The following is a 21050-nucleotide window of genomic DNA, read 5'->3' as shown; positions in this document are numbered from 1 at the left end:
CTACGAGAAAAAAAGAAGTGCGGTTTTATTTTTTTTAAAAAAAACCAAAAAAAAAATTTTACGTATGTAAAGTACCCCCTGAAAGTTTACACTTATTATAACGACAACTTAAACACATAACCAATAGTATGCTTTTTAAATACCTAACAATTTTATTTTTTCTAACGAACTTTAATCAAAAAGAATTTATTAAAAATTACGATAATCAAGGAAATTTAACATCCGAAGGATGGATGCTAAACAATAAGAAAACAGATTATTGGACTTTTTACTACACAAACGGAACCATAGAAAAAAAAGGTCATTTTAATAGTGGTAAAAAAACGGGTTATTGGTATTTTTACGCCGAAAATAATAACCTACTTAAAGAAGGTGGTTATAAAAACAATAAAGCAAGTAACTGGTGGATTTTTTATTCTAAAAACAAAAAAATAAAAATTCAGTATAAGAATGGCCTAAAAGATGGTTATTCGCTAATATACTACAACAACCGTTTAAAAAAATCTGAACGCTACAAGTCTAATAAAAAAATTGGAGAATGGACTTCTTACTATAGTTTTAAGAAAGACAATCCGAACGCAAAATTTTAATGAATTCAAATATTAAAGTAATCATTCCTGCTTATAACGAGCAAGATTCTATAGGAAACGTTATAAGAGACATTCCCAAAATAGTAGACGAAATTATTGTAGTTAGCAATAACTCAACCGACAAAACTGAAGAAAACGCCGCCAAAGCTGGTGCAACTGTTTTAACAGAAAACAGAAAAGGGTATGGTTATGCTTGTTTAAAAGGAATGGATTACATTTCTAAACAAGAAATAAAGCCAGAAATTGTTGTTTTTTTAGATGGAGATTACTCTGATTATCCAGAGCAACTTACAGAATTAATTGCACCAATAGAGCAACAAGATTTAGATTTTGTAATTGGCGCAAGAGTAAAAGAATTAAGAGAAACAGGTGCAATGACGCCGCAACAAATATTTGGTAATTGGCTAGCTACAAGCCTAATGAAACTGTTTTTTAATGCTAATTTTACAGATTTAGGACCATTTAGGGCTATTAAATACAATAAGTTACTGGCATTGCAAATGGAAGATAAAACTTACGGATGGACAGTAGAAATGCAGTTAAAAGCATTAAAACAAAAACTAACGTATGTAGAAATACCTATGAAATATAGAAACAGAATAGGTGTCTCTAAAGTTTCAGGAACCGTAAAAGGTAGTATATTTGCGGGCATAAAAATTTTAGGTTGGATCTTCAAATACAGTTTTAAATAATGGTTTTAGAATACATCGTAATTATCATTTATTCTATATCTCTTTTGCTTATTTTAATGTACGCAATAGCACAATTAAATTTACTTTTTAATTACTTAAAAGCAAGAAAGAAAAAAGACACATCAGAAAAACTAGATTTTTCTAACCCAAAAGAAATTCCGTTTGTTACCATACAATTGCCTGTTTATAACGAGTTGTATGTTATGAAACGCTTGCTAAAGAATATTGCTAAAATTGAATACCCTATAGACAAATTAGAAATTCAGGTTTTAGATGACTCTACAGATGAATCTGTAGAAACTACTGCGAAACATATCAAAGAAATTCAAGATAAAGGAATAGATATACAACACATTCGAAGAACCAACAGGCAAGGTTTTAAAGCAGGTGCTTTAAAAGAAGGGCTAAAAATTGCCAAAGGAGAATTCATAGCCATTTTTGATGCGGATTTTTTACCTCAAAAAGATTGGTTATTACAAACTGTACCTTATTTTAAAAATGAAAACATTGGTGTTGTGCAAACTCGTTGGGGACACATCAATAGAAATTACTCTACACTTACAAAAATACAAGCTTTTGCCCTAGATGCACATTTTACTTTAGAACAAGTTGGTAGAAATAGTAAAGGCCATTTTATCAATTTTAATGGTACTGCTGGTGTTTGGCGTAAAGAGTGTATTTATGATGCTGGTAATTGGGAAGGCGATACGTTAACCGAAGATTTAGATTTAAGTTACCGTGCACAATTGAAAAACTGGGAGTTTAAATATTTAGAGCATGTAGAAACACCAGCAGAATTGCCGGTAATTATTAGTGCAGCTAGATCACAGCAATTTAGATGGAACAAAGGTGGTGCAGAGAATTTTCAAAAAATGATGAAACGTGTTATAAAAAGTGATAATGTTTCTCTTAAAACTAAAATTCACAGTTTATTGCACTTACTAAACAGTTCTATGTTTACTTGTATTTTTTTAGTAGCCGTTTTAAGTATACCTATGTTATACATTAAAAACGAATACGAGCATCTTAAAATTTACTTTTATGTAATGAGCTTCTTCGTGGTAAGCTCGCTTATCTTTTTTATCTGTTATTGGCATATGTACAAGAATATTTATGGCGGCGGATTTAAAAATTTCATAAAATATATTGGTGCTTTCTTTACCTTTTTCTCTATTGCAATGGGTTTTTCTTTACACAATACAATTGCGGTTTTAGAAGGGCATTTAGGTAAGAAAAGTGAGTTTGTGAGAACTCCTAAATTTAATATTAAAACAATTAAAGACGGTTGGAAAAACAATAAATACATCAAAAAGAAACCTTCTATTCATGTTGTTTTAGAAGGCATTTTAGCTATTTATTTTGTTTTTGGAATGTACAGTGCTTTTGTAGTAGGAAATCAAGGTGGTGATTTCGGGTTGTTTCCTTTTCACTTTATGCTTTTTGTAGGTTTTAGCTACGTGTTTTTTAAATCTGTTTTTTCTAAAGCATAATGGCTTTTTTAAAAAAATACACCACAGCATTTGCAGTTTGTTTAAGTATAATTGCTTATTTTCTTTTTGCTTATTTTATTGAAAGAACTGCTTTTTATACCGTGTGTTTTTTATGGTTTTCTTTGTTTACCGGTTTTTTTATACTGATAAAAAACAAACAAACTTCTTTTGAAACATTAGCTGCAATAGCCATTCTATTTCGCTTGGTTTTTCTATTCTCGATTCCGAATCTATCACAAGATTTTTATAGATTTATTTGGGATGGAAGAATGCTATTAAACGGCTTTAATCCGTATTTATCTTTACCAGAAACTTTTATCCAACAAAACATACAGCCCATTGCAGATGCCAAAGAGCTGTATGCTGGTATGGGTTCTTTAAACGGAAGTCATTTCACCAATTATCCGCCATTAAATCAGTTATGTTTTTTAATTGCTGCACTATTTGCTAGTAAGAGCATCTTCGGATCTGTAATTGTTTTAAGAACGCTAATTATTTTAGCAGATTTAGGAATTCTATACTTCGGAAAAAAACTTCTACAAAATCTAAACTTACCAATTAAAAACATTTTTTGGTATGTATTAAATCCATTTATTATTATAGAAATGACTGGTAATCTACATTTCGAATCTGTAATGCTCTTTTTCTTAGTTTGGGCCTTGTATAAATTGCAACAGCAAAAATGGATTTTTGCAGCCATATTAATTGCATGTTCAGTATCGGTAAAATTAATTCCGTTGTTATTTTTACCATTATTTTTTCAATGGTTTGTATATAGCAAAGTTAATTTTAAAGCAAAAGAAAACTGGTTGGGTTTTAAAATCAATTTTAAAGGGCTCTTAAAATTCATAGCATTTAATAGTATCATTTTAATTGTAACAGCTTTGTTATTCTTACCATTTTTCTCATCAGAATTAATTCACAACTATTCTAATTCGGTTGGTTTGTGGTTTCGTAACTTTGAATTTAATGCAAGTTTTTACTATATCTTTCGAGAAATTGGCTACTTTTTTAGAGGTTACAACGAAATTGCTATCATTGGTAAAATAACACCTGTTTTAACAATACTTTTTTTACTGTATGTAACTTTTTTTAGAAAAAACAAAAGCAGCATTCAGTTAATTACTGCGATGCTATTTGGTTTGTGTTTTTATTATTTTACCGCAACAACTGTGCACCCTTGGTACGTTGCTACTCCGTTAATTTTAAGTGTATTTACAAAATACAAGTTTCCGGTAGTTTGGTCTTTACTAATAATTTTAACGTATCAAGCCTATGCAAATACACCTTGGCAAGAAAACTTATCTATTGTTTTCTTAGAGTATTTTGTGCTTTATTCTTTTATAAGTTACGAACTTTGGCAAGACTATAAAATGAAGAAATTGTAAAATTACAGCGAACTTCTTCTTATCTACTGAGTTTTTTGTATTTTGGTCACTAATTTTTTACCATATATGAAAAGACTTACAATAAAAGACATAGCTAAACAATTTGGTGTATCTATTTCAACGGTTTCTAAAGCGCTGAACGACAGTTATGAAATTAGCGTAAGTACTAAAGAAAAAATTCAGAAATACGCAAAAGAAAACAACTACAAACCTAACTTTAATGCGTTAAGCCTTAAAAACAGGTCTACAAAAACAATTGGTATTATTATACCAAATATGTTAAACTACTTTTTTGCACAGGTATTTAATGGTATCGAAAAAGTTGCCAACGAAAAAGGCTATAAAATTATTTCTTGTATTTCTAACGAATCTTATGACAAGGAAGTAGAAACTATGGAAATGCTTTCTAACGGAAGTATCGATGGATTTATACTTTCTTTGGCAGAAGAAACCGTGTTAAAAAACGACTTTAAACATTGCGAAGATATTTTAGACAATGGCACACCCATTGTAATGTTTGATAGAGTTGCAGAAATTATTAATTGCGATAAAGTTATTACAGACGATTTTAAAGGTGCTTCTAAAACTGTAAAATACTTAGCTAAAGCTGGTAGTAAAAATATTGCATTTATCTCTACAATTAGCAATTTAGAAATTGGTAAAAAAAGACATCAAGGTTATTTAAAAGGTTTAGAAAAAGCTGGTTTGCCGGTGAATAATAAACTAATTATAAATATTATTGAAGAAGATTATAAAAAATATGAAAGTATTTTAGCTCCTATTTTTGATGCAAATGAAATAGATGCAGTGATTGCGACAGACGAATCTTCTGCAATTGCAGCAATGAAAATTGCACAGAAAAAAGGTTTAAAAGTACCCGAAAATTTTGCCGTTGTTAGTTTTTCTAACGGAATTTTAGCGAGACATTCTCAACCAAAAATGACTACTGTGAGTCAGCATGGAGAAAAAATGGGCGCAACTGCAGCAAAACTATTAATTGAAAGATTAGAAAACAAAGCGGCTCCTAAAGACCAACCTAAAACGGTAATTATTAAAACAGATTTAGTAGAACGAAACTCTACTAAAAAATCTTAAATAAATGGATTTAAGTAACGTAAAACTAGTAGTTTCTGATATGGACGGAACACTACTAAACTCAAAAGGAGAAGTTAGTCCGTTATTTTTCGAACTTTTTAAAAAACTACAAGAAAAAAACATCACATTTTGTGCCGCTAGCGGAAGACAATACCACAGTATTGTAGATAAATTAGCTACAATTAAAGATGATATTTATGTTATTGCAGAAAATGGAGCAATTGCAAAAAAAGCAGATAAAATATTACTACAAGAATCTTTAGAAGCTTCTAAGATTCAGAAAATTATTCCGATTTTAAGAGACATAGAAGATACCAATTTTGTTTTATGTACCAAAGACGCTGCTTTTATAGAAAGTAAAGACGAGCGATTTATTGGTTATTTTAAAGAATATTACCATAATTATAACAAAGTAGACGACTTATTAGATGTTGTAAAACACACTCCTATTTTAAAAATAGCGGTATATAACTTTAAATCATCAGAAGCTTATATTTTACCAGCAATAAAACATTTAGAAAATGAATATCTTTTAAAAGTTTCTGGTAAAAATTGGTTAGATATTTCTACAGACAAAGCCAATAAAGGCAATGCTTTAAGACAAGTGCAAAACTTATTAAATGTCTCTAAAAAAGAAACCATGGTTTTTGGTGATTACCATAACGATATTGAAATGCTAAAAGAAGCTGCTTTTAGTTTTTCAATGGAAAATGCTCATAAAGACATCACAGAAATTGCAAATTATGCGACTACAAGTAATGATAATTTTGGAGTAGAAAGTGTTTTAGAAAAATTAGCTAAGGCTTAACTATTAAACACCAAAAGCTGTTACAACAATAGAACGAGAACCACCATTATTTCTGTGTTCTCCTAAGTAAACACCTTGCCAAATACCTAAATTTAACACTCCTTTGGTTATGGGTATTTCTACAAAAGAGCCTAAAAGTGATGCTTTAATATGTGCTGGCATATCATCGCTACCTTCGTAAATATGTTCGTAATAAGCCGCATTTTCTGGCACTAAAATATTTATGTGTTTTTCAAAATCTGATCTTACTGTAGCATCTGCATTTTCGTTTATAGTTAAACTGGCAGATGTATGCTTTATGAATATCTTTAAAATTCCTTTTTCAATTTTACTAAATGCCGGAAATTCCGCTATAATTGTATCAGTAATTAAATGAAAACCTCTTGCATAAGGTTTTAGTCGAATTTCCTTTTGTTCAAAAATCATACTTAATCTTTATAAGAAACAGTACTTTGTCTTTCTCTGTTTACCTGCAATTTGGTAATATCTGGTCTCGAATAATGCCCAACAACATCAAAGTTTTGTCTTTCTTCTAAAACTCTATTAAAATCTAAAGTTTCGATAATTAAACCTTCTTTGTGTAAAACAGGTTCAACCAACCATTCTCCGTTAGGAGCAGCAATACAAGAACCTCCATTTGCTAAAACAGCAGGTGCTTTTTCTAGTATTTTATCTAAATGCGGTGTTTCTGTAGGAAAATCTTTTGTGCTCATTAAACTAGATACAGAAATTACATAAGAACGAGATTCTCTTGCTATAAATCGTGTAATATCTTTTGTATTGTAATCGCTACCAGGCCAAACAGCAATATGTAAATTTTCGCCTAAACCATATAAAGCAGTTCGAGGTAAAGGCATCCAGTTTTCCCAGCAATTTAAGCCTCCAACGGTAAATTCTTTTAACGGATGTACTTGTAAACCATTTCCGTCTCCAGGCGCCCAAGTTAAACGTTCTTCGTACGTTGGTTGTAATTTTCTGTGGACAGATTTTATAATTCCATCAGCATTGATATAAACTAAAGAAGCGTAAATACTATGTCCGCCTCTATTTTGAGCACGTTCCATAATTCCTAAATAGACAGCAATTTTATACTCTTTAGCTAAATCGCAAATAGCATCTAATTCGCCTTTTTCTATGGTAATTGAATTTCTAACATAATGTGCATGAATTTCTTTTTGAACCTTAGAATCCCAAGCAGCACCATCTGTTAAAGAGACCCAAAACGGATATCCTGGTAGCAAAGCTTCACCAAAAACAATGAGTTCACAATTTTCCTTTGAAGCATCTACAATCGATTTTTGTATTTTTTCGATTGTTTTTTCTTTGTTTAACCAAACCGGTGAAATTTGTGCCAATGCAACTTTTAGTAAATTGTTTTTCATAATTCTTAATTATCGTAAACTATTAGTCTCGTTTTTTTATTTTCTTTCTGTTTTCAAAGCGAAATTCATTTAATTCCTTCAACTCACTCTTCACCTTCGATTTCCAAACTTCTAAAACCTTTAAATTATTACCATTATTTGTTTCATTTATGAATCTCATTCGAATTTCGGCAAACTCATTCGATATTTCATTACTAATTAATTTCATCACTTCAAATCCCTTAACTAACTTCTTTTTTCCCAAAAAAAGCCTTTTTCTAAATTTTCTTGCTTGTATTTCTGCTAAATCGAACTGCAATTGCTGAAATTCTAGTTGCTTCTCTAAGTTATTAATTTTTGTAGTATCTATATAAGAACCTTTCCCAATAAAAATATTCTCAACTCTACTATTCAGATTTTTTTTAAAAAAATCGAAACCTTTAGATTCGTATGAGATTAAAAACTGACTAAGAATAGCATCATCATAGTTTTTTTTAATACTATAATCTTCTAAAGATAATTTTTCGGTTGCACTCCATCTTTTTTGTCCTTCTAAAAGTTCTTGTCCAGAAACTGGAAAAACAAATAATAAAAGTAAAAAAGCAAGGTTTATAAAATTTTTCATCAATTCAAATTTAAACCTCGATACTTACAACCAGACCTTCATTACTTCTAACGTTAAAAACAGTTTCGTCATCAAAGATTAAATACTGCCCTTTTACACCAACTAATTTACCTGTATATTTAGGGGTTTTAATAAGGTTTAAACTTTTAGGTTTTGCTGGATATTTACGTACAGGAAAATTGATGTTTGTTTCAGAATTATTCTCGATAAAATATTCTTTTGCTTCCTCTGGTATAAACTCTTTTAACTTCTCTCTCCACTCGACTAAGTTTACATCTTCAATATCATTTTTAAGCATTTTACGCCAATTGGTTTTATCTGCAACATGTTCTTTTAATGCAACCTCTGTAATACCAGCTAAATATCGATTTGGCACCTCTACAATTTCTATAGCTTCATGCGCACCTTGATCTATCCAACGGGTTGGTACTTGTTGTTTTCTTGTAACACCAACTTTTACATTACTAGAATTAGCTAAATAAACAATATGCGGCTGTAATTGCACCTTTTTTTCGTAGGCCAAATCTCTATCTTCAACATCTAAATGTGCCTTACTTAATTCTGGTTTCATTATCCAATCACCAGCATTTGGCGTTTCAAAAAAGCAAGATTTACAAAAACCTTGTCTATATATGGTTTTTTCTAAACCACAATTTAAACACTCGTAAGTAACAAAACTTAAAGATATTTCTTTGTTAATTAACTGGTTCATGTTTAAAAAATCAGTTTTCATATCTAAATAATACTGAATTTCCTCTGCATTTTCGGTCATCATTTTTTTTAAAACTCCTTGGTAAATCATCTCACAAATTTTAGTATTTTTAAACTTCGATTTTAAATTGCAAACTGCATAAAAATCGTACTAAACAAACTTACGAATTTCTATGGCTTTTCAGATTATCAATTCTATAATTTCTTGGTTTTTGAAGAAACGAAAACACCAAATTGAACTGTTTTTAAAGTACCCAAAAGATGTACAAAATGAATTGCTTTTAAAATTGATTCAAACTGCCAAACAAACTTCTTTCGGTAAAGAACATCATTTTAGTTCTATTAAAAATCATGCAGATTTTGCTAAACATGTTCCGATTCAGAAATACGAAACATTTGAGCCACTTATAGAAAACTGTAGAAAAGGCGAACAAAATATTTTTTGGCCATCGCACATTAAATGGTTTGCAAAATCGAGTGGTACAACAAATGCTAAAAGTAAATTTATACCCGTTTCTGATGATGCGTTAGAATATTGCCATATGAAAGCTGGTAAAGACATGTTGTGTTTATACATAAACAACAACCCTAAAACCCAACTTTTTACTGGTAAAGGCTTGCGTTTGGGCGGAAGCTCGGAAGTTTACCAAGACAATGGCTCTTATTTTGGCGATTTGTCTGCAATTATCATCGAAAACATGCCTTTTTGGGCAGATTTTAGTTCAGCACCGAGTCAAGAAGTTGCTTTAATGAGCGATTGGGAAACAAAAATGGATGCAATTATTGATGAAACTATTAACGAAAATATTACAAGTTTAGCTGGTGTGCCAAGTTGGATGTTGGTTCTTTTAAATCGTGTTTTAGAACGCTCTGGCAAAGACAATATTTTAGAAGTTTGGCCCAATCTAGAAGTTTATTTTCATGGTGGTGTTAACTTTAATCCGTATAGAGAACAATACAAAAAAATCATACCAAAATCCGATTTTAAATACTACGAAATCTACAATGCTTCCGAAGGATTCTTCGCAATACAAGACAGAAATAATTCGAAGGAATTATTGTTGATGTTAGACTACGGAATTTTCTATGAATTTATTCCGATGAGCGAATATAAAGGTGAAAGCTCGAATGCAATTACTTTAGCTGATGTTAAAAAAGATATAGATTACGCACTAGTTATTACTACAAACGGTGGTTTATGGCGTTATTTAATTGGTGATACAATTAGATTTACATCTTTAGAACCTTATCGAATTAAAATTACAGGTAGAACCAAACATTATATTAATGTTTTTGGTGAAGAATTAAATATCGAAAATGTAGAAGATGCTCTTAAATTGGCTTGTGAAAAAACAGCTGCAACAATTGCAGATTATACCGTTGGACCAATTTTTATGCAAGGAAAAGAAAAAGGTGGCCATGAATGGATTATTGAATTTATTAATAAACCAGAATCTATGGGGTATTTTTCTGAAGTTTTAGACAATGCTTTAAAGTCTATAAATTCTGATTACGAAGCTAAACGTTATTTAAATATTACATTAATGCCTCCTAAAGTTCATTTAGCTAAAGAAGGCTTGTTTTATAGTTGGTTAAAGAAAAAAGACAAACTTGGCGGACAACATAAAGTACCAAGATTGTCTAATTCTAGAGAGTTTATAGAAGAGCTTTTAAGTTTATAAAACTTATCTATTTAGTGCAATTCTCGCAGTAAGTAGCTCTTAAATATTTATTTTCTAGTAATTGAAAAGTAACACCATCTTCTAAAGAAGAATTAAATAACTTACAAAAACGGTCTCTATTCATTTCGATAGCATTTAACATGATTGTTCTGTAATTTTGAGAATCTACAGCGTACTCATCTACTATTGTTAAATTTAAATAATAAAAAAGTAAATCTTCATCTATGGTAATTGTTTTTACTTTTTCATCTAAAACCTCTGTAGCTTCATCTGTGTTTGCATAATAAGTTAAAAATTGTGCTAAACTTAGATAATCGTAATTCGATAAATTAAAGTTTTCGTAAGTATCTATAATAAATTCTACAGAAGCATCTTTTTCATCGTACTTTCTAGCTCTCATATCTTTTTCTGCTTTTACAATATGAAAATTCACCAACATTCTATCAATTAAATGTTGTTTGATTCCGTAAGATTTTAACTTTAAAATTTCTTGTTTAAACGAATTTGCTTCGATTTTTTCCCAATTATTTTTCCAAATGATAAACTTTACAACTATCAAATTATACTTTATGTTTCTATTCTTAGGATCTAACTTTTCGATTTTTTTTAGTTCATCAAAAGCAATTTTAGCATAACTTAAGTTTAATATATACTTATAAATACTATTCTTATTAAGAATTGGTACAAATTTTCTTTGTTTAGGTACATTTAAAGTATTTAATAAATCTGGCGAACTTTCTCTTTTAAGTTTTTCAAAAATAGAATTCTGCACTACTAAAGCTTCTTCTATATTTTCTTTTAGAACAAGATCGTTAAATGTTGCTACCAACTTTTCTTTCGACATATTTTTATACTTGTCTTTTCGCTCTAATTCTAATATCACAACTGCTTTTCGATGCTTTTGTAAATATTTTTCTAAATCTTTTGAAACTTCGCCAACAACCTTATTTTTAATTGTTTGTTTTGGCAAAGTTTTAAAACTTTTATACTTTGTTTTAGAAATATCATTTAAAAATTCTACCCAATTTTCTGAAGACGAAATCTCTGTAACTATATTTGGTTTTTGAAAAGTTTGTAAAGATTTTACAATACTATTGGCTCTTTTTTCTTGGAGTTCTATATTTCTTTTTAAACTACCCTCTATCGATGCGTAAGCTTTAATATTTATCTTTTTAATATTAAAATCTGTTAATCTTAAACTATCATATAACGGCTTAATATCTTCTGATGAATAGTCGTATTTATTCTTTTGAAAAGGTATTACAAACTTTAAAGTTTTATATTTTGTAATAAATTTATCTGAAGTGTTGATGCTTTTATCTTTATAGGTTAATGAATCTAAATAAACACCCATATCTAACAAATCCCAACCATAAGAATCTAAATTGTAAGTAGTTTGATATCTACATAATGCTTTGTTGTTTAGAAATAAGATATTAAACTCTAACTCTTCTTTTGCCAAAGCAGCAGGTACAGAACCTACTAATGTTCTAAAACTATTAGTACCAGTAACTTTTTTAAAACCTCTTAATAGTTTCTGTGCAAAAACTGCAGGTAAAACGGTTCCTTTAATTTGAGAAGCATCTAATTCATTTTCACATTTATATCTAGACTTAGAAACCACATCAATAGCAATACCATCTCCTGATTTTTTAAATAGAGCAGTAAACCATTTTTTATTATTAGTAGTAAAATATAAATTATTTCCTTCTCTTTTAATTCCAAAACCAACTTCTTTAGGTTTTTGTCTAAAAGCATTTGTAAAATAACTACATTTTTGATTTCTCTCTGCGTTAGTAGCAGGAAAAGTAAACCCTAAAGAATTTTGAGATTGTAATATTTGTGTACATGTTAGCACAAATAAAAGCACAAGGCTTTGATAAATTTTCATAGTATTAAATTCAGTTTTATAGCAATAAAACCAAATTTAACAAAACTATTAGAATAAGCAAACTATATTTTACGTTCTACTACATAATCAATCATAGTTGATAAAGAGTTTTTATACTCTGAATCTGGAAAGTCTTTAAGAATCGCCAAGGCTTTCGATTTGTAACTGTTCATTTTATCGATTGTGTAATCGATACCACCATTTGCTTTTACAAATGCAATTACTTCTTTTACTCTTTTTTTATTTTTATTATGCTTTTTAATAGAGTTGATTAACCATGCTTTCTCTTTTTTAGAGCAATTATTTAAAGTATAAATTAATGGCAAAGTCATTTTTTGCTCTTTAATGTCTATTCCGGTAGGTTTTCCGATTTTAGCATCAGAATAATCAAATAAATCATCCTTAATTTGAAAGGCGATTCCGATGTATTCTCCAAACTTTCGCATTTTACGCACACAATCTTGGTTTACACCTACAGATGCTGCACCAATACCACAACAAGCTGCAATTAAAGTTGCTGTTTTTTTTCGAATAATATCAAAATAAACTGCCTCTGTAATGTCTAATTTTCTAGCTTTTTCAATTTGAAGTAGTTCTCCTTCACTCATTTCTCTTACAGCAATAGATATCAACTTTAGTAAATCGAAGTCTTCATTATCAATAGAAAGCAATAAACCTTTAGACAATAAAAAATCGCCTACTAAAACTGCAATTTTATTTTTCCATAAGGCATTTATAGAGAAAAAATCTCTTCTTCTATTACTATCATCTACCACATCATCATGCACCAATGTTGCTGTATGAATTAATTCTACAACAGATGCGCCTCTATAAGTTCTTTCATCAAAACCACCATCAGAAACCATTTTAGCAACTAAAAAAACAAACATTGGTCGCATTTGTTTTCCTTTTCTACGAACAATATAGTAGGTAATTCTGTTTAATAACGGAACTTTAGACAACATAGAATCTTTGAACTTTTCTTCAAAAAGTTCCATTTCTTTTATGATTGGTTGTTTAATTTGTTCCACTAAATTCATAGGTCGAAAATTGTTTTTTTACTATTTAAGATTTATTTGCTAATTGACCACAAGCCGCATCAATATCCTTACCTCTACTTCTTCTTACATTTATTGTAATATCGTGCATTTCTAAATTAGAAATATAATTATTTATTGCTGATGAACTTGCTTGTTGAAACTCACCATCGTCTATTGGATTGTACTCTATTAAATTAACTTTACACGGTACATATTTGCAAAAATCTACCAAAGCTTTGATGTCTTCTTTTCTATCATTTATGCCATCCCAAACAACATACTCATAAGTAATTGCTCTTTTGGTTTTCTCGTACCAATATTCTAAAGATTCTTTTAAGTCTTTTAAAGGAAAATTTGTATTAAAAGGCATTATTGATGTTCTAACCTCGTCTATTGCTGAGTGTAATGAAACTGCTAAATTAAATTTAACTTCTTCATCTGCCATTTTACGAATCATTTTTGGTACACCCGATGTAGAAACTGTAATTCTTTTTGATGACATTCCTAACCCTTCGGGAGACGTTATCATCTCTATAGATTTTAATACGTTTTTATAGTTCATTAATGGTTCTCCCATTCCCATAAAAACAATATTTGTTAGTTTTTTGTTATGATATAATCTGCTTTGTTTATCGATAACAACTACTTGGTCGTAAATTTCATCAGGATTTAAATTACGCATTCTTTTTAATCTTGCAGTAGCACAAAACTTACAGTCTAAGCTACAACCAACTTGACTAGAAACACAAGCTGTAGTTCTTTTTTCTGTAGGAATTAAAACAGATTCTACAACCAAACCATCGTGTAATTTAATCCCGTTTTTTATGGTACCGTCTTTACTTTTTTGCATAGAATCTACCTTAATGTGGTTAATCACAAAGTTTTCTTCTAACATTTCTCTGGTAGCTTTAGAGATATTTGTCATATCTTCAAAAGTATGTAAAGACTTGCTCCATAACCATTCGTAAACTTGGTTACCACGAAATGCTTTATCATTATTTGCCACAAAAAAATCTCTTAATTGTTCTTTTGTTAAGGCTCTTATGTCTTTCTTTTTATTCAAAATAGAAGGATTAAAAATTAAATGATTTCAAAATAAATTCTGTTGCAAAAATATGCATAAAAAAACTGACACTTTAAAAAAGTGTCAGTTTTAATATATTGTATTTCTAAATATTAAAAATATTATAGAATTAACATTGCATCTCCGTAAGTAGAGAATTTGTATCCTTCTTTAATTGCTTCTTTGTAAGCTTCCATTACAAAATCATAACCTCCAAAAGCGGCGGCTTGCATTAACAAAGTAGATTTTGGTGGATGAAAATTAGTAATCATTGCATTAGCAATACTAAAATCGTGAGGTGGAAAAATAAATTTGTTTGTCCAACCTTCAAAAGCATTTAATTCTTGCTTAGAAGATACAGAAGATTCTACTGTTCTCATAACAGTTGTACCAACTGCACAAACTCTTCTTTTGTCTTTCTTAGCTTTATTAATCATGTTTGCAGAAGCTTCTGGAATGATAATTTGCTCAGAATCCATTTTATGCTTCGACAAATCTTCTACCTCTACTGGGCTAAATGTACCTAAACCAACGTGTAAAGTCATTTCTGCAAAATCAACTCCTTTTATTTCTAAACGTTTTAATAAATGTTTAGAAAAGTGTAAACCTGCAGTTGGTGCAGCAACAGCTCCTTCATTTTTGGCAAAAATAGTTTGGTATCTTTCTTCGTCTGAAGGCTCTACTTCTCTATTAATTTCTTTAGGCAATGGTGTTTGTCCTAATTCTAATAATTTAGCTCTAAATTCTTCGTAAGAACCGTCAAATAAAAAACGTAAAGTTCTTCCTCTAGAAGTCGTATTATCTATCACCTCTGCTACTAAACTATCGTCTTCACCAAAAAATAATTTATTTCCTATTCTAATTTTTCTTGCAGGATCTACTAAAACATCCCACAATCTATTTTCTGCATTTAATTCTCTTAATAAGAAAACCTCTATTCTAGCACCTGTCTTTTCTTTGTTACCAAACATTCTAGCAGGAAAAACTTTGGTATTATTTAACATCATTACATCACCTTCGTCGAAGTAATTAATAACGTCTTTAAACTGTTTATGTTCAATAGTACCATCTGCTCTATTTAACACCATTAAACGAGATTCGTCTCTGTGCTCTGCAGGATAAACTGCCAATAATTCTTCTGGCAATTCAAATTCAAAATGCGATAATTTCATATATGTATTTCTTGTAAAAGATGCAAATATACGATATCGAGATAGGCGTTGTCAAGTGTTTGGCCTATTAATTTAAAGTTCTTCTACCTTAATACCAATTTGTTGCATGTCTTTCCAAAATTTTTGATACGATTTTGTAACAACTTCTGCATCTAAAATTTTAATAGGAACTTTTAACGCCAAAGGTGCAAAAGCCATTGCCATTCTATGATCGTTATAGGTTTTTATTGCTATATTTTCTTTGATTGAAGAACGTTCTTCTAAATGTAACGTTTCATTAGTCACAGAAATTGATGCACCTAAATTTGTCAATTCTTCTTTTAAAGCCTCTAACCTATCGGTTTCTTTAATTTTAAGTGTATGTAAACCCGTTAAATTACACGCAATGTTTTCAGAAAAACAAGTTACTGCTATTGTTTGTGCAATATCTGGGGCGTTTTTTAAATCGATCTCTAAAACCTCTTTGCTGCTTACTTTTTCTTTTGATAATGTAATAGAATTATCAGAAAAACTAGTAGCTACACCAAAGTGCTTGTAAATTTCTGCTAAACAAGAATCTCCTTGTAAACTTTCTTGCTTATAGGCAGACAATTGAATTGAAGACCCTATTTGCGATGAAGCTACAATCGAATAAAAATAACTTGCAGAAGACCAATCAGACTCTACAACAACAGTTTGTTTATCAACAGTTGTTTTGGGTAAAACTTTAATTAAATTACCTTCAAATGAAGTTTCTATTCCAATTTGATTTAGCAACGTTAAAGTCATTTTTATATAAGGTATCGAAGTGATTTTACCAACCAATTCAATTTCTAATCCTTTTTCTAATTTTGATGCTATTAATAGTAAAGATGAGATGTATTGACTAGATACATTACCATTAATTGCAACTTTATCTTTTATTATTTTTTTTCCTTTAATACGTATTGGTGGGTATCCAACTTTATCTTCATAACTAATATCTGCACCTAAATCTTTTAATGCATTTACTAAAATCTCAATTGGTCTGTTTTGCATTCTTTCAGAACCTGTTAAAACAACTTCTCTATTTTCTTTAACTGCAAAATAAGATGTTAAAAAACGCATTGCTGTACCTGCGTGACCAATGTCTACAATTTCTTTATCAGTAGAAAGTGCATGTTGCATGTGTACAGAATCATCAGAATCTGATAAATTATTTATCGTTATTTCAGGAAAAAGGTTTTGTAAAATAAGCAATCTATTAGATTCGCTTTTAGAACCAGAAATTGTGATTTCCTCATTTATTTTACTATTCTTTAAAACATTTAACAATATGTCCATTCTAAAAACTGATTTTAATTCTTATTTTTAAACCTTTAATTACAACTAACCAACATGAAAAAACACTTATTATTAGTCTTTTGCATGCTCTTGTGTGTAAATGTCAAAGTTAATGCACAAAAAAATGCTAACAAAGTTTCTAGCGAAAATTTTAATCCTATTACTTGGAGAAATATTGGTCCGTTTAGAGGTGGTCGAAGCGCTGCTGTAACAGGCGTACCTGGTAAGGCAAATCTATTTTATATGGGCGCAACCGGTGGTGGTGTCTGGAAAACTAATGATGCAGGTAATACTTGGCAAAATATTTCCGACGGATTTTTTGGTGGTTCTGTAGGAGCTGTTGCTGTTTCTGAATCTGATAACAACGTTATCTACGTAGGTATGGGAGAAAAAACGGTTCGAGGAAATGTTTCTTCTGGTGATGGCGTTTGGAAATCTGAAAATGCTGGTAAAACTTGGACACATATTGGTTTAAAAAGTGCCAGACACATACCGCGAATGAGAGTTCATCCTAAAAATTCTAACATTGTTTTTGCTGGCGTTATGGGAGATTTATACAAACCAACGCAAGAAAGAGGTGTCTATAAATCTATAGACGGTGGTCAAAATTGGAAAAAAGTTTTATTTTCTAATGAAAATTCTGGTGTAGTAGATTTAATTATAGACCCTAATAACCCAAGAATTTTATATGCAACTACATGGAATATCAGAAGAACTCCGTACAGTTTATCTTCTGGTGGAGATGGTTCTGCTTTATGGAAAAGTACCGATGAAGGAGAAACATGGACAAACATTTCTACAAACAAAGGGCTTCCTGATGGAATATGGGGAATTAGCGGAGTGACTGTTTCGCCTGTAAATTCTGATATTGTTTACGCTTTAATAGAAAACAAAAAAGGTGGTGTGTACAAATCTACAGATGCAGGTAATACTTGGCGTTTAATTAATGCTGAAAGAAAACTACGCCAAAGAGCATGGTATTACACACGTTTGTATGCAGACACGCAAGATGAAGACATTTTATATGTTTTAAATGTTCGTTATCATAAATCTACAGACGGAGGAAAAACTTATAAAACATACAATGCACCACACGGAGACCATCATGATTTATGGATTGCACCAGAAGATAACCAAAGAATGATTATTGGTGATGATGGTGGCGCACAAGTTTCTTTTGATGCTGGAGAAAACTGGAGTACAATGAACAACCAACCAACTTCTCAGTTTTATAGAGTAACTACTGATAACCATTTTCCATATAGAATTTTGGCAGCACAACAAGATAATTCTACAATAAGAATTGCACATAGAACCGCAGGAAGATTTATTACAGATTCTGATTGGGAACCTACTGCAGGAGGAGAAAGTGCACACATTGCTGTAGATCCTTTAAATGATGATATTGTTTATGGTGGAAGTTACGGAGGTTTGCTAACTAGAAAAAATCATAAAACAGGTGAAACAAGAGCTGTTAATGTTTGGCCAGACGACCCAATGGGACATGGTGCTGAAGATTTTAAATATCGTTTTCAATGGAATTTTCCAATATTCTTTTCTCCAAATAATAAAAAGAGATTGTATGCAGCTTCTAATCATTTACATATTACCGAAAATGAAGGACAATCTTGGAAATTAATTAGTCCGGATTTAACTCGAAACGACCCAAAAACTTTAGGGCCATCTGGAGGACCAATTACAAAAGATAATACGGGTGTAGAATACTATGGAACTATTTTTGCAGCTACAGAATCTTCTCTAGAACCTGGATTAATTTGGACAGGATCTGACGATGGCTTGGTACACGTTTCTAAAAACAACGGAGAAAAATGGACAAACGTTACGCCTAAAAAAATGCCAGAATGGATGATGATTAATTGTATTGAAGTTAGTCCGTTTGACAAAGGAAGCGCATATATTGTTGGTACTAAATACAAATCTGGTGATTACAAACCTTATATTTATAAAACCGAGAATTATGGTAAATCATGGAAATTAATCGTAAACGGAATCGAAAATGAAAGTTTTACGAGAGCTTTAAGAGCAGACCCAAAACGTAAAGGCTTATTATATGCAGGTACAGAAAAAGGAATGTACGTTTCTTTTGATGACGGTAAAAATTGGGAAACTTTTCAGAAAAATTTACCAATTGTACCAATTACTGATTTAGCAATTAAAAACGATAATTTAATCGCAGCTACACAAGGTAGAGCTCTTTGGATTATTGATGATTTAACACCTCTACATCAACTTGAAAGAAATACAAACGCAAACGTAATTCTTTACAAACCAAAAGATGCTTATAACATGAGCGGTGGTAGAGGAAGAACTTCTAGAACTGCTGGCACTAATCATCCAGGTGGTGTTGCTGTTTCTTATTTTATAAAAGAAGAAAATAAAAAAGACACCATCTCGCTTTCATTTTTTGATGCAAATAATAACTTAATAAAAAAGTTTAGTACTAAACCAAATACAAAAGAAAAAGAAGCAAAATTATCTGTAAAAGATGGTAATAACATTTTCTATTGGGATATGATGTATACAGGTGCAGAATCTGTAAAAGGTATGATTCTTTGGTGGGCTTCTTTAAATGGCCCAATGGCCTTACCCGGTAAATACAAAGTTACATTAACCGTTAATAACCAAAACATAACTAAAGATTTTAATATTTTAAGAAACCCTTCTTCTGAAGTTTCTGAAGAAGAAATGAAGGCTCAGTTCGATTTTATTAATGAAATTAATGCTAAAATGACAGAAATTCATAAAGCTTTAAAAAATGTTAAGAAAATTAGAACTCAGGTTGGTGCTTTAAAGAAATCTATTAAAGACAGAAAAAAACATAAAGAACTTTTAGACTTTGCAAACAAATTGGTAAAAGATATTACTAAAATTGAAGAAACTCTATATCAAACAAAATCTAAAAGCGGACAAGATCCATTAAACTTTCCTATTCGACTAAACAATAAATTAGCACATTTAAATTCGTTAACTAGAACCGGTAATTACGCACCTACACAACAAGCTATCGAATTTAAAAATGAAATTACTAAAGAAATTGATGCTGAATTATTAAAACTAAATGCTTTATTTACAAATGGCGTAAAAGAGCTAAATAGAAGAGTAAAAGAAAGTGATATAGACCTTATACAATTAGACTAATTTGTAAAATAGAAATTAAAAAAAGCGACTTTATAGTCGCTTTTTTTATTATTCAAACTATTTTAATTTAATTTGCAATTCAAAATCCCCAGAAATGAAAAAAAAGGTTACCCTATCTTTTATACTTTTTACCTTACTTGTTGTATCAAATCAAATTATCTTTCACTTTGACATCAAAAGGCAATCTTACGACGCCGAAATTATTAATAAAGCAGGTAAGCAAAGAATGTATAGTCAAAAATTGACAAAAGATGCTTTTTTTGCAAGTAATGCTATGAATACAGATTCGTTTGAAGATAAAATGTTAGATTTTAGAGAAACGTATCAAGATTTTAAAATAGGAAATTACTACATCAATAATATCGTTTTAAAATTTTACAACAATCAAGATTTAAACGATCTGTACAAAGAAAACCAATCGTATTATAAAAATTTAGAAGACGCATCCTCTGCTATTTTAAACGACATTCATAATGACACGTTGTTCGTAAAATCTTTAAAAACAATTAGAGATAATGAGAACGGATTCTTAGTTTCTATGGATAAAATTGTAGAAGAATATCAAAAAATGTCTGAGATAAAAGTTAATAAGCTACAACAAATGCAGTTATTATTTCATGCAGCTTCTTTTCTTTTATTACTATACGTTTTGTTTTTTATTATAATTCCTATTTTTGGTAGAGAAACTAAAAGTATCGTTTAAGACATTTTTTTAAGTGTTACGTACATGCCGTAAAATACACTAATAAAAAACTTTAAACCCCAAAAGTTTTTCCATTTTCCTTCAGAAAAATTTGTTGCATTCACTTTAGCAAAATCACCTGAAAAAATAGCACTAGAACTATTAATTAATAAACTAATTATGGTTACTAAAACAAAAAAAGGAAGCGCCACTTTTAAAAAGTTAATCCAAAATATTTTAGTTTGTAATTTAGCTGCAACAATTTTAGCACCAGCTACAAAATTCCTAAAAAAACTCAT

Annotated in this window: 19 protein-coding genes; 9 read left to right on the top strand and 10 right to left on the bottom strand. The window is 30.2% G+C overall.

Features of this window, described 5'->3' with window-relative positions; all coding sequences use genetic code 11:
* The first annotated feature begins 128 nt into the window (after window positions 1-128).
* The 6 genes from WG950_RS12455 (at window position 129) to WG950_RS12430 (ending at window position 6063) form a co-directional block, all read left to right on the top strand.
* A complete protein-coding gene (locus tag WG950_RS12455) occupies window positions 129-590 on the top strand; it encodes a hypothetical protein (protein ID WP_340932775.1) in 462 nt (153 codons plus the stop codon).
* Window positions 590-1282, top strand: coding sequence for a glycosyltransferase family 2 protein (locus WG950_RS12450; protein ID WP_340932773.1), 693 nt, complete (start codon window positions 590-592; stop codon window positions 1280-1282). The genes WG950_RS12455 and WG950_RS12450 overlap by 1 nt, the downstream gene beginning before the upstream one ends.
* A complete protein-coding gene (locus tag WG950_RS12445) occupies window positions 1282-2772 on the top strand; it encodes a cellulose synthase family protein (protein WP_340932771.1) in 1491 nt (496 codons plus the stop codon). Before WG950_RS12450 ends, WG950_RS12445 begins: the two co-directional genes overlap by 1 nt.
* Window positions 2772-4160 carry a mannosyltransferase gene (locus WG950_RS12440; RefSeq protein ID WP_340932769.1) on the top strand — a complete coding sequence of 463 codons (1389 nt, stop codon included), beginning with the start codon at window positions 2772-2774 and terminating at the stop codon, window positions 4158-4160. The genes WG950_RS12445 and WG950_RS12440 overlap by 1 nt, the downstream gene beginning before the upstream one ends.
* A 66-nt stretch (window positions 4161-4226) precedes the next feature.
* Window positions 4227-5255, top strand: coding sequence for a LacI family DNA-binding transcriptional regulator (locus tag WG950_RS12435; protein ID WP_079737161.1), 1029 nt, complete (start codon window positions 4227-4229; stop codon window positions 5253-5255).
* Between the two features lie 4 nt (window positions 5256-5259).
* On the top strand, window positions 5260-6063 hold the full coding sequence (locus WG950_RS12430; RefSeq protein ID WP_340932767.1) for an HAD family hydrolase: 804 nt from the start codon (window positions 5260-5262) through the stop codon (window positions 6061-6063).
* A 3-nt stretch (window positions 6064-6066) separates the two neighbouring features.
* Here the strand turns inward: WG950_RS12430 and WG950_RS12425 are convergent, their stop codons facing one another.
* Genes WG950_RS12425 through WG950_RS12410 form a run of 4 tightly spaced genes read right to left on the bottom strand, consistent with a single transcriptional unit; the run spans window position 6067 to window position 8851 of the window.
* Window positions 6067-6489 carry a secondary thiamine-phosphate synthase enzyme YjbQ gene (locus WG950_RS12425; RefSeq protein ID WP_340932766.1) on the bottom strand — a complete coding sequence of 141 codons (423 nt, stop codon included), beginning with the start codon at window positions 6487-6489 and terminating at the stop codon, window positions 6067-6069.
* A 2-nt stretch (window positions 6490-6491) separates the two neighbouring features.
* A complete protein-coding gene (locus tag WG950_RS12420) occupies window positions 6492-7445 on the bottom strand; it encodes a carbon-nitrogen hydrolase family protein (protein ID WP_340932764.1) in 954 nt (317 codons plus the stop codon).
* A 22-nt stretch (window positions 7446-7467) separates the two neighbouring features.
* Window positions 7468-8049 carry a hypothetical protein gene (locus WG950_RS12415; protein WP_340932762.1) on the bottom strand — a complete coding sequence of 194 codons (582 nt, stop codon included), beginning with the start codon at window positions 8047-8049 and terminating at the stop codon, window positions 7468-7470.
* A 10-nt stretch (window positions 8050-8059) separates the two neighbouring features.
* Window positions 8060-8851: a DUF2797 domain-containing protein gene (locus tag WG950_RS12410; RefSeq protein ID WP_340932760.1), complete on the bottom strand. Its 792-nt coding sequence runs from the start codon at window positions 8849-8851 to the stop codon at window positions 8060-8062.
* 82 nt (window positions 8852-8933) lie between these two features.
* Between WG950_RS12410 and WG950_RS12405 the strand changes: the two genes are divergently transcribed.
* A complete protein-coding gene (locus WG950_RS12405) occupies window positions 8934-10442 on the top strand; it encodes a GH3 auxin-responsive promoter family protein (protein ID WP_340932759.1) in 1509 nt (502 codons plus the stop codon).
* A 7-nt stretch (window positions 10443-10449) separates the two neighbouring features.
* Here WG950_RS12405 and WG950_RS12400 read toward each other — a convergent pair whose 3' ends face one another.
* The 5 genes from WG950_RS12400 to WG950_RS12380 form a co-directional block, all read right to left on the bottom strand.
* Window positions 10450-12333 (bottom strand): hypothetical protein, encoded by a 1884-nt coding sequence (locus tag WG950_RS12400; protein ID WP_340932758.1) that lies wholly within the window; start codon window positions 12331-12333, stop codon window positions 10450-10452.
* Window positions 12334-12395: 62 nt separating this feature from the next.
* Window positions 12396-13373, bottom strand: a complete 978-nt coding sequence (locus tag WG950_RS12395; RefSeq protein ID WP_077809967.1) for a polyprenyl synthetase family protein — start codon at window positions 13371-13373, stop codon at window positions 12396-12398.
* A 25-nt stretch (window positions 13374-13398) separates the two neighbouring features.
* Window positions 13399-14436 (bottom strand): 23S rRNA (adenine(2503)-C(2))-methyltransferase RlmN, encoded by a 1038-nt coding sequence (gene rlmN / locus WG950_RS12390; protein WP_079737169.1) that lies wholly within the window; start codon window positions 14434-14436, stop codon window positions 13399-13401.
* A gap of 122 nt (window positions 14437-14558) precedes the next feature.
* A complete protein-coding gene (queA, locus tag WG950_RS12385; protein ID WP_079737170.1) occupies window positions 14559-15608 on the bottom strand; it encodes a tRNA preQ1(34) S-adenosylmethionine ribosyltransferase-isomerase QueA in 1050 nt (349 codons plus the stop codon).
* Window positions 15609-15680: 72 nt separating this feature from the next.
* A complete protein-coding gene (locus WG950_RS12380) occupies window positions 15681-16910 on the bottom strand; it encodes a 3-phosphoshikimate 1-carboxyvinyltransferase (RefSeq protein ID WP_340932754.1) in 1230 nt (409 codons plus the stop codon).
* Between the two features lie 54 nt (window positions 16911-16964).
* Between WG950_RS12380 and WG950_RS12375 the strand changes: the two genes are divergently transcribed.
* On the top strand, window positions 16965-20069 hold the full coding sequence (locus WG950_RS12375) for a VPS10 domain-containing protein (RefSeq protein WP_340932752.1): 3105 nt from the start codon (window positions 16965-16967) through the stop codon (window positions 20067-20069).
* A gap of 94 nt (window positions 20070-20163) precedes the next feature.
* Window positions 20164-20772: a type IV pili methyl-accepting chemotaxis transducer N-terminal domain-containing protein gene (locus WG950_RS12370; protein WP_340932751.1), complete on the top strand. Its 609-nt coding sequence runs from the start codon at window positions 20164-20166 to the stop codon at window positions 20770-20772.
* On the opposite strand, the gene WG950_RS12365 is transcribed toward WG950_RS12370, so the two are convergent.
* Window positions 20769-21050: a hypothetical protein gene (locus tag WG950_RS12365; RefSeq protein ID WP_340932749.1), complete on the bottom strand. Its 282-nt coding sequence runs from the start codon at window positions 21048-21050 to the stop codon at window positions 20769-20771. The two genes, WG950_RS12370 and WG950_RS12365, sit on opposite strands and share 4 nt — an antisense overlap.

Origin of the sequence: Polaribacter marinaquae (assembly GCF_038019025.1) — a bacterium.
Taxonomy (GTDB): domain Bacteria; phylum Bacteroidota; class Bacteroidia; order Flavobacteriales; family Flavobacteriaceae; genus Polaribacter; species Polaribacter marinaquae.
Note: the sequence above shows the minus strand (reverse complement) of the source record. Positions and strands in the feature narration are given on the sequence as shown.

Bases quoted from the DNA above. Each gene is read 5' to 3' on its own strand.
- WG950_RS12455 (WP_340932775.1), top strand. From the start codon at position 129: ATGCTTTTTAAATACCTAACAATTTTATTTTTTCTAACGAACTTTAAT.
- WG950_RS12450 (WP_340932773.1), top strand. From the start codon at position 590: ATGAATTCAAATATTAAAGTAATCATTCCTGCTTATAACGAGCAAGAT.
- WG950_RS12445 (WP_340932771.1), top strand. From the start codon at position 1,282: ATGGTTTTAGAATACATCGTAATTATCATTTATTCTATATCTCTTTTG.
- WG950_RS12440 (WP_340932769.1), top strand. From the start codon at position 2,772: ATGGCTTTTTTAAAAAAATACACCACAGCATTTGCAGTTTGTTTAAGT.
- WG950_RS12435 (WP_079737161.1), top strand. From the start codon at position 4,227: ATGAAAAGACTTACAATAAAAGACATAGCTAAACAATTTGGTGTATCT.
- WG950_RS12430 (WP_340932767.1), top strand. From the start codon at position 5,260: ATGGATTTAAGTAACGTAAAACTAGTAGTTTCTGATATGGACGGAACA.
- WG950_RS12425 (WP_340932766.1), bottom strand. From the start codon at position 6,489: ATGATTTTTGAACAAAAGGAAATTCGACTAAAACCTTATGCAAGAGGT.
- WG950_RS12420 (WP_340932764.1), bottom strand. From the start codon at position 7,445: ATGAAAAACAATTTACTAAAAGTTGCATTGGCACAAATTTCACCGGTT.
- WG950_RS12415 (WP_340932762.1), bottom strand. From the start codon at position 8,049: ATGAAAAATTTTATAAACCTTGCTTTTTTACTTTTATTATTTGTTTTT.
- WG950_RS12410 (WP_340932760.1), bottom strand. From the start codon at position 8,851: ATGATTTACCAAGGAGTTTTAAAAAAAATGATGACCGAAAATGCAGAG.
- WG950_RS12405 (WP_340932759.1), top strand. From the start codon at position 8,934: ATGGCTTTTCAGATTATCAATTCTATAATTTCTTGGTTTTTGAAGAAA.
- WG950_RS12400 (WP_340932758.1), bottom strand. From the start codon at position 12,333: ATGAAAATTTATCAAAGCCTTGTGCTTTTATTTGTGCTAACATGTACA.
- WG950_RS12395 (WP_077809967.1), bottom strand. From the start codon at position 13,373: ATGAATTTAGTGGAACAAATTAAACAACCAATCATAAAAGAAATGGAA.
- queA (WP_079737170.1), bottom strand. From the start codon at position 15,608: ATGAAATTATCGCATTTTGAATTTGAATTGCCAGAAGAATTATTGGCA.
- WG950_RS12380 (WP_340932754.1), bottom strand. From the start codon at position 16,910: ATGGACATATTGTTAAATGTTTTAAAGAATAGTAAAATAAATGAGGAA.
- WG950_RS12375 (WP_340932752.1), top strand. From the start codon at position 16,965: ATGAAAAAACACTTATTATTAGTCTTTTGCATGCTCTTGTGTGTAAAT.
- WG950_RS12370 (WP_340932751.1), top strand. From the start codon at position 20,164: ATGAAAAAAAAGGTTACCCTATCTTTTATACTTTTTACCTTACTTGTT.
- WG950_RS12365 (WP_340932749.1), bottom strand. From the start codon at position 21,050: ATGAGTTTTTTTAGGAATTTTGTAGCTGGTGCTAAAATTGTTGCAGCT.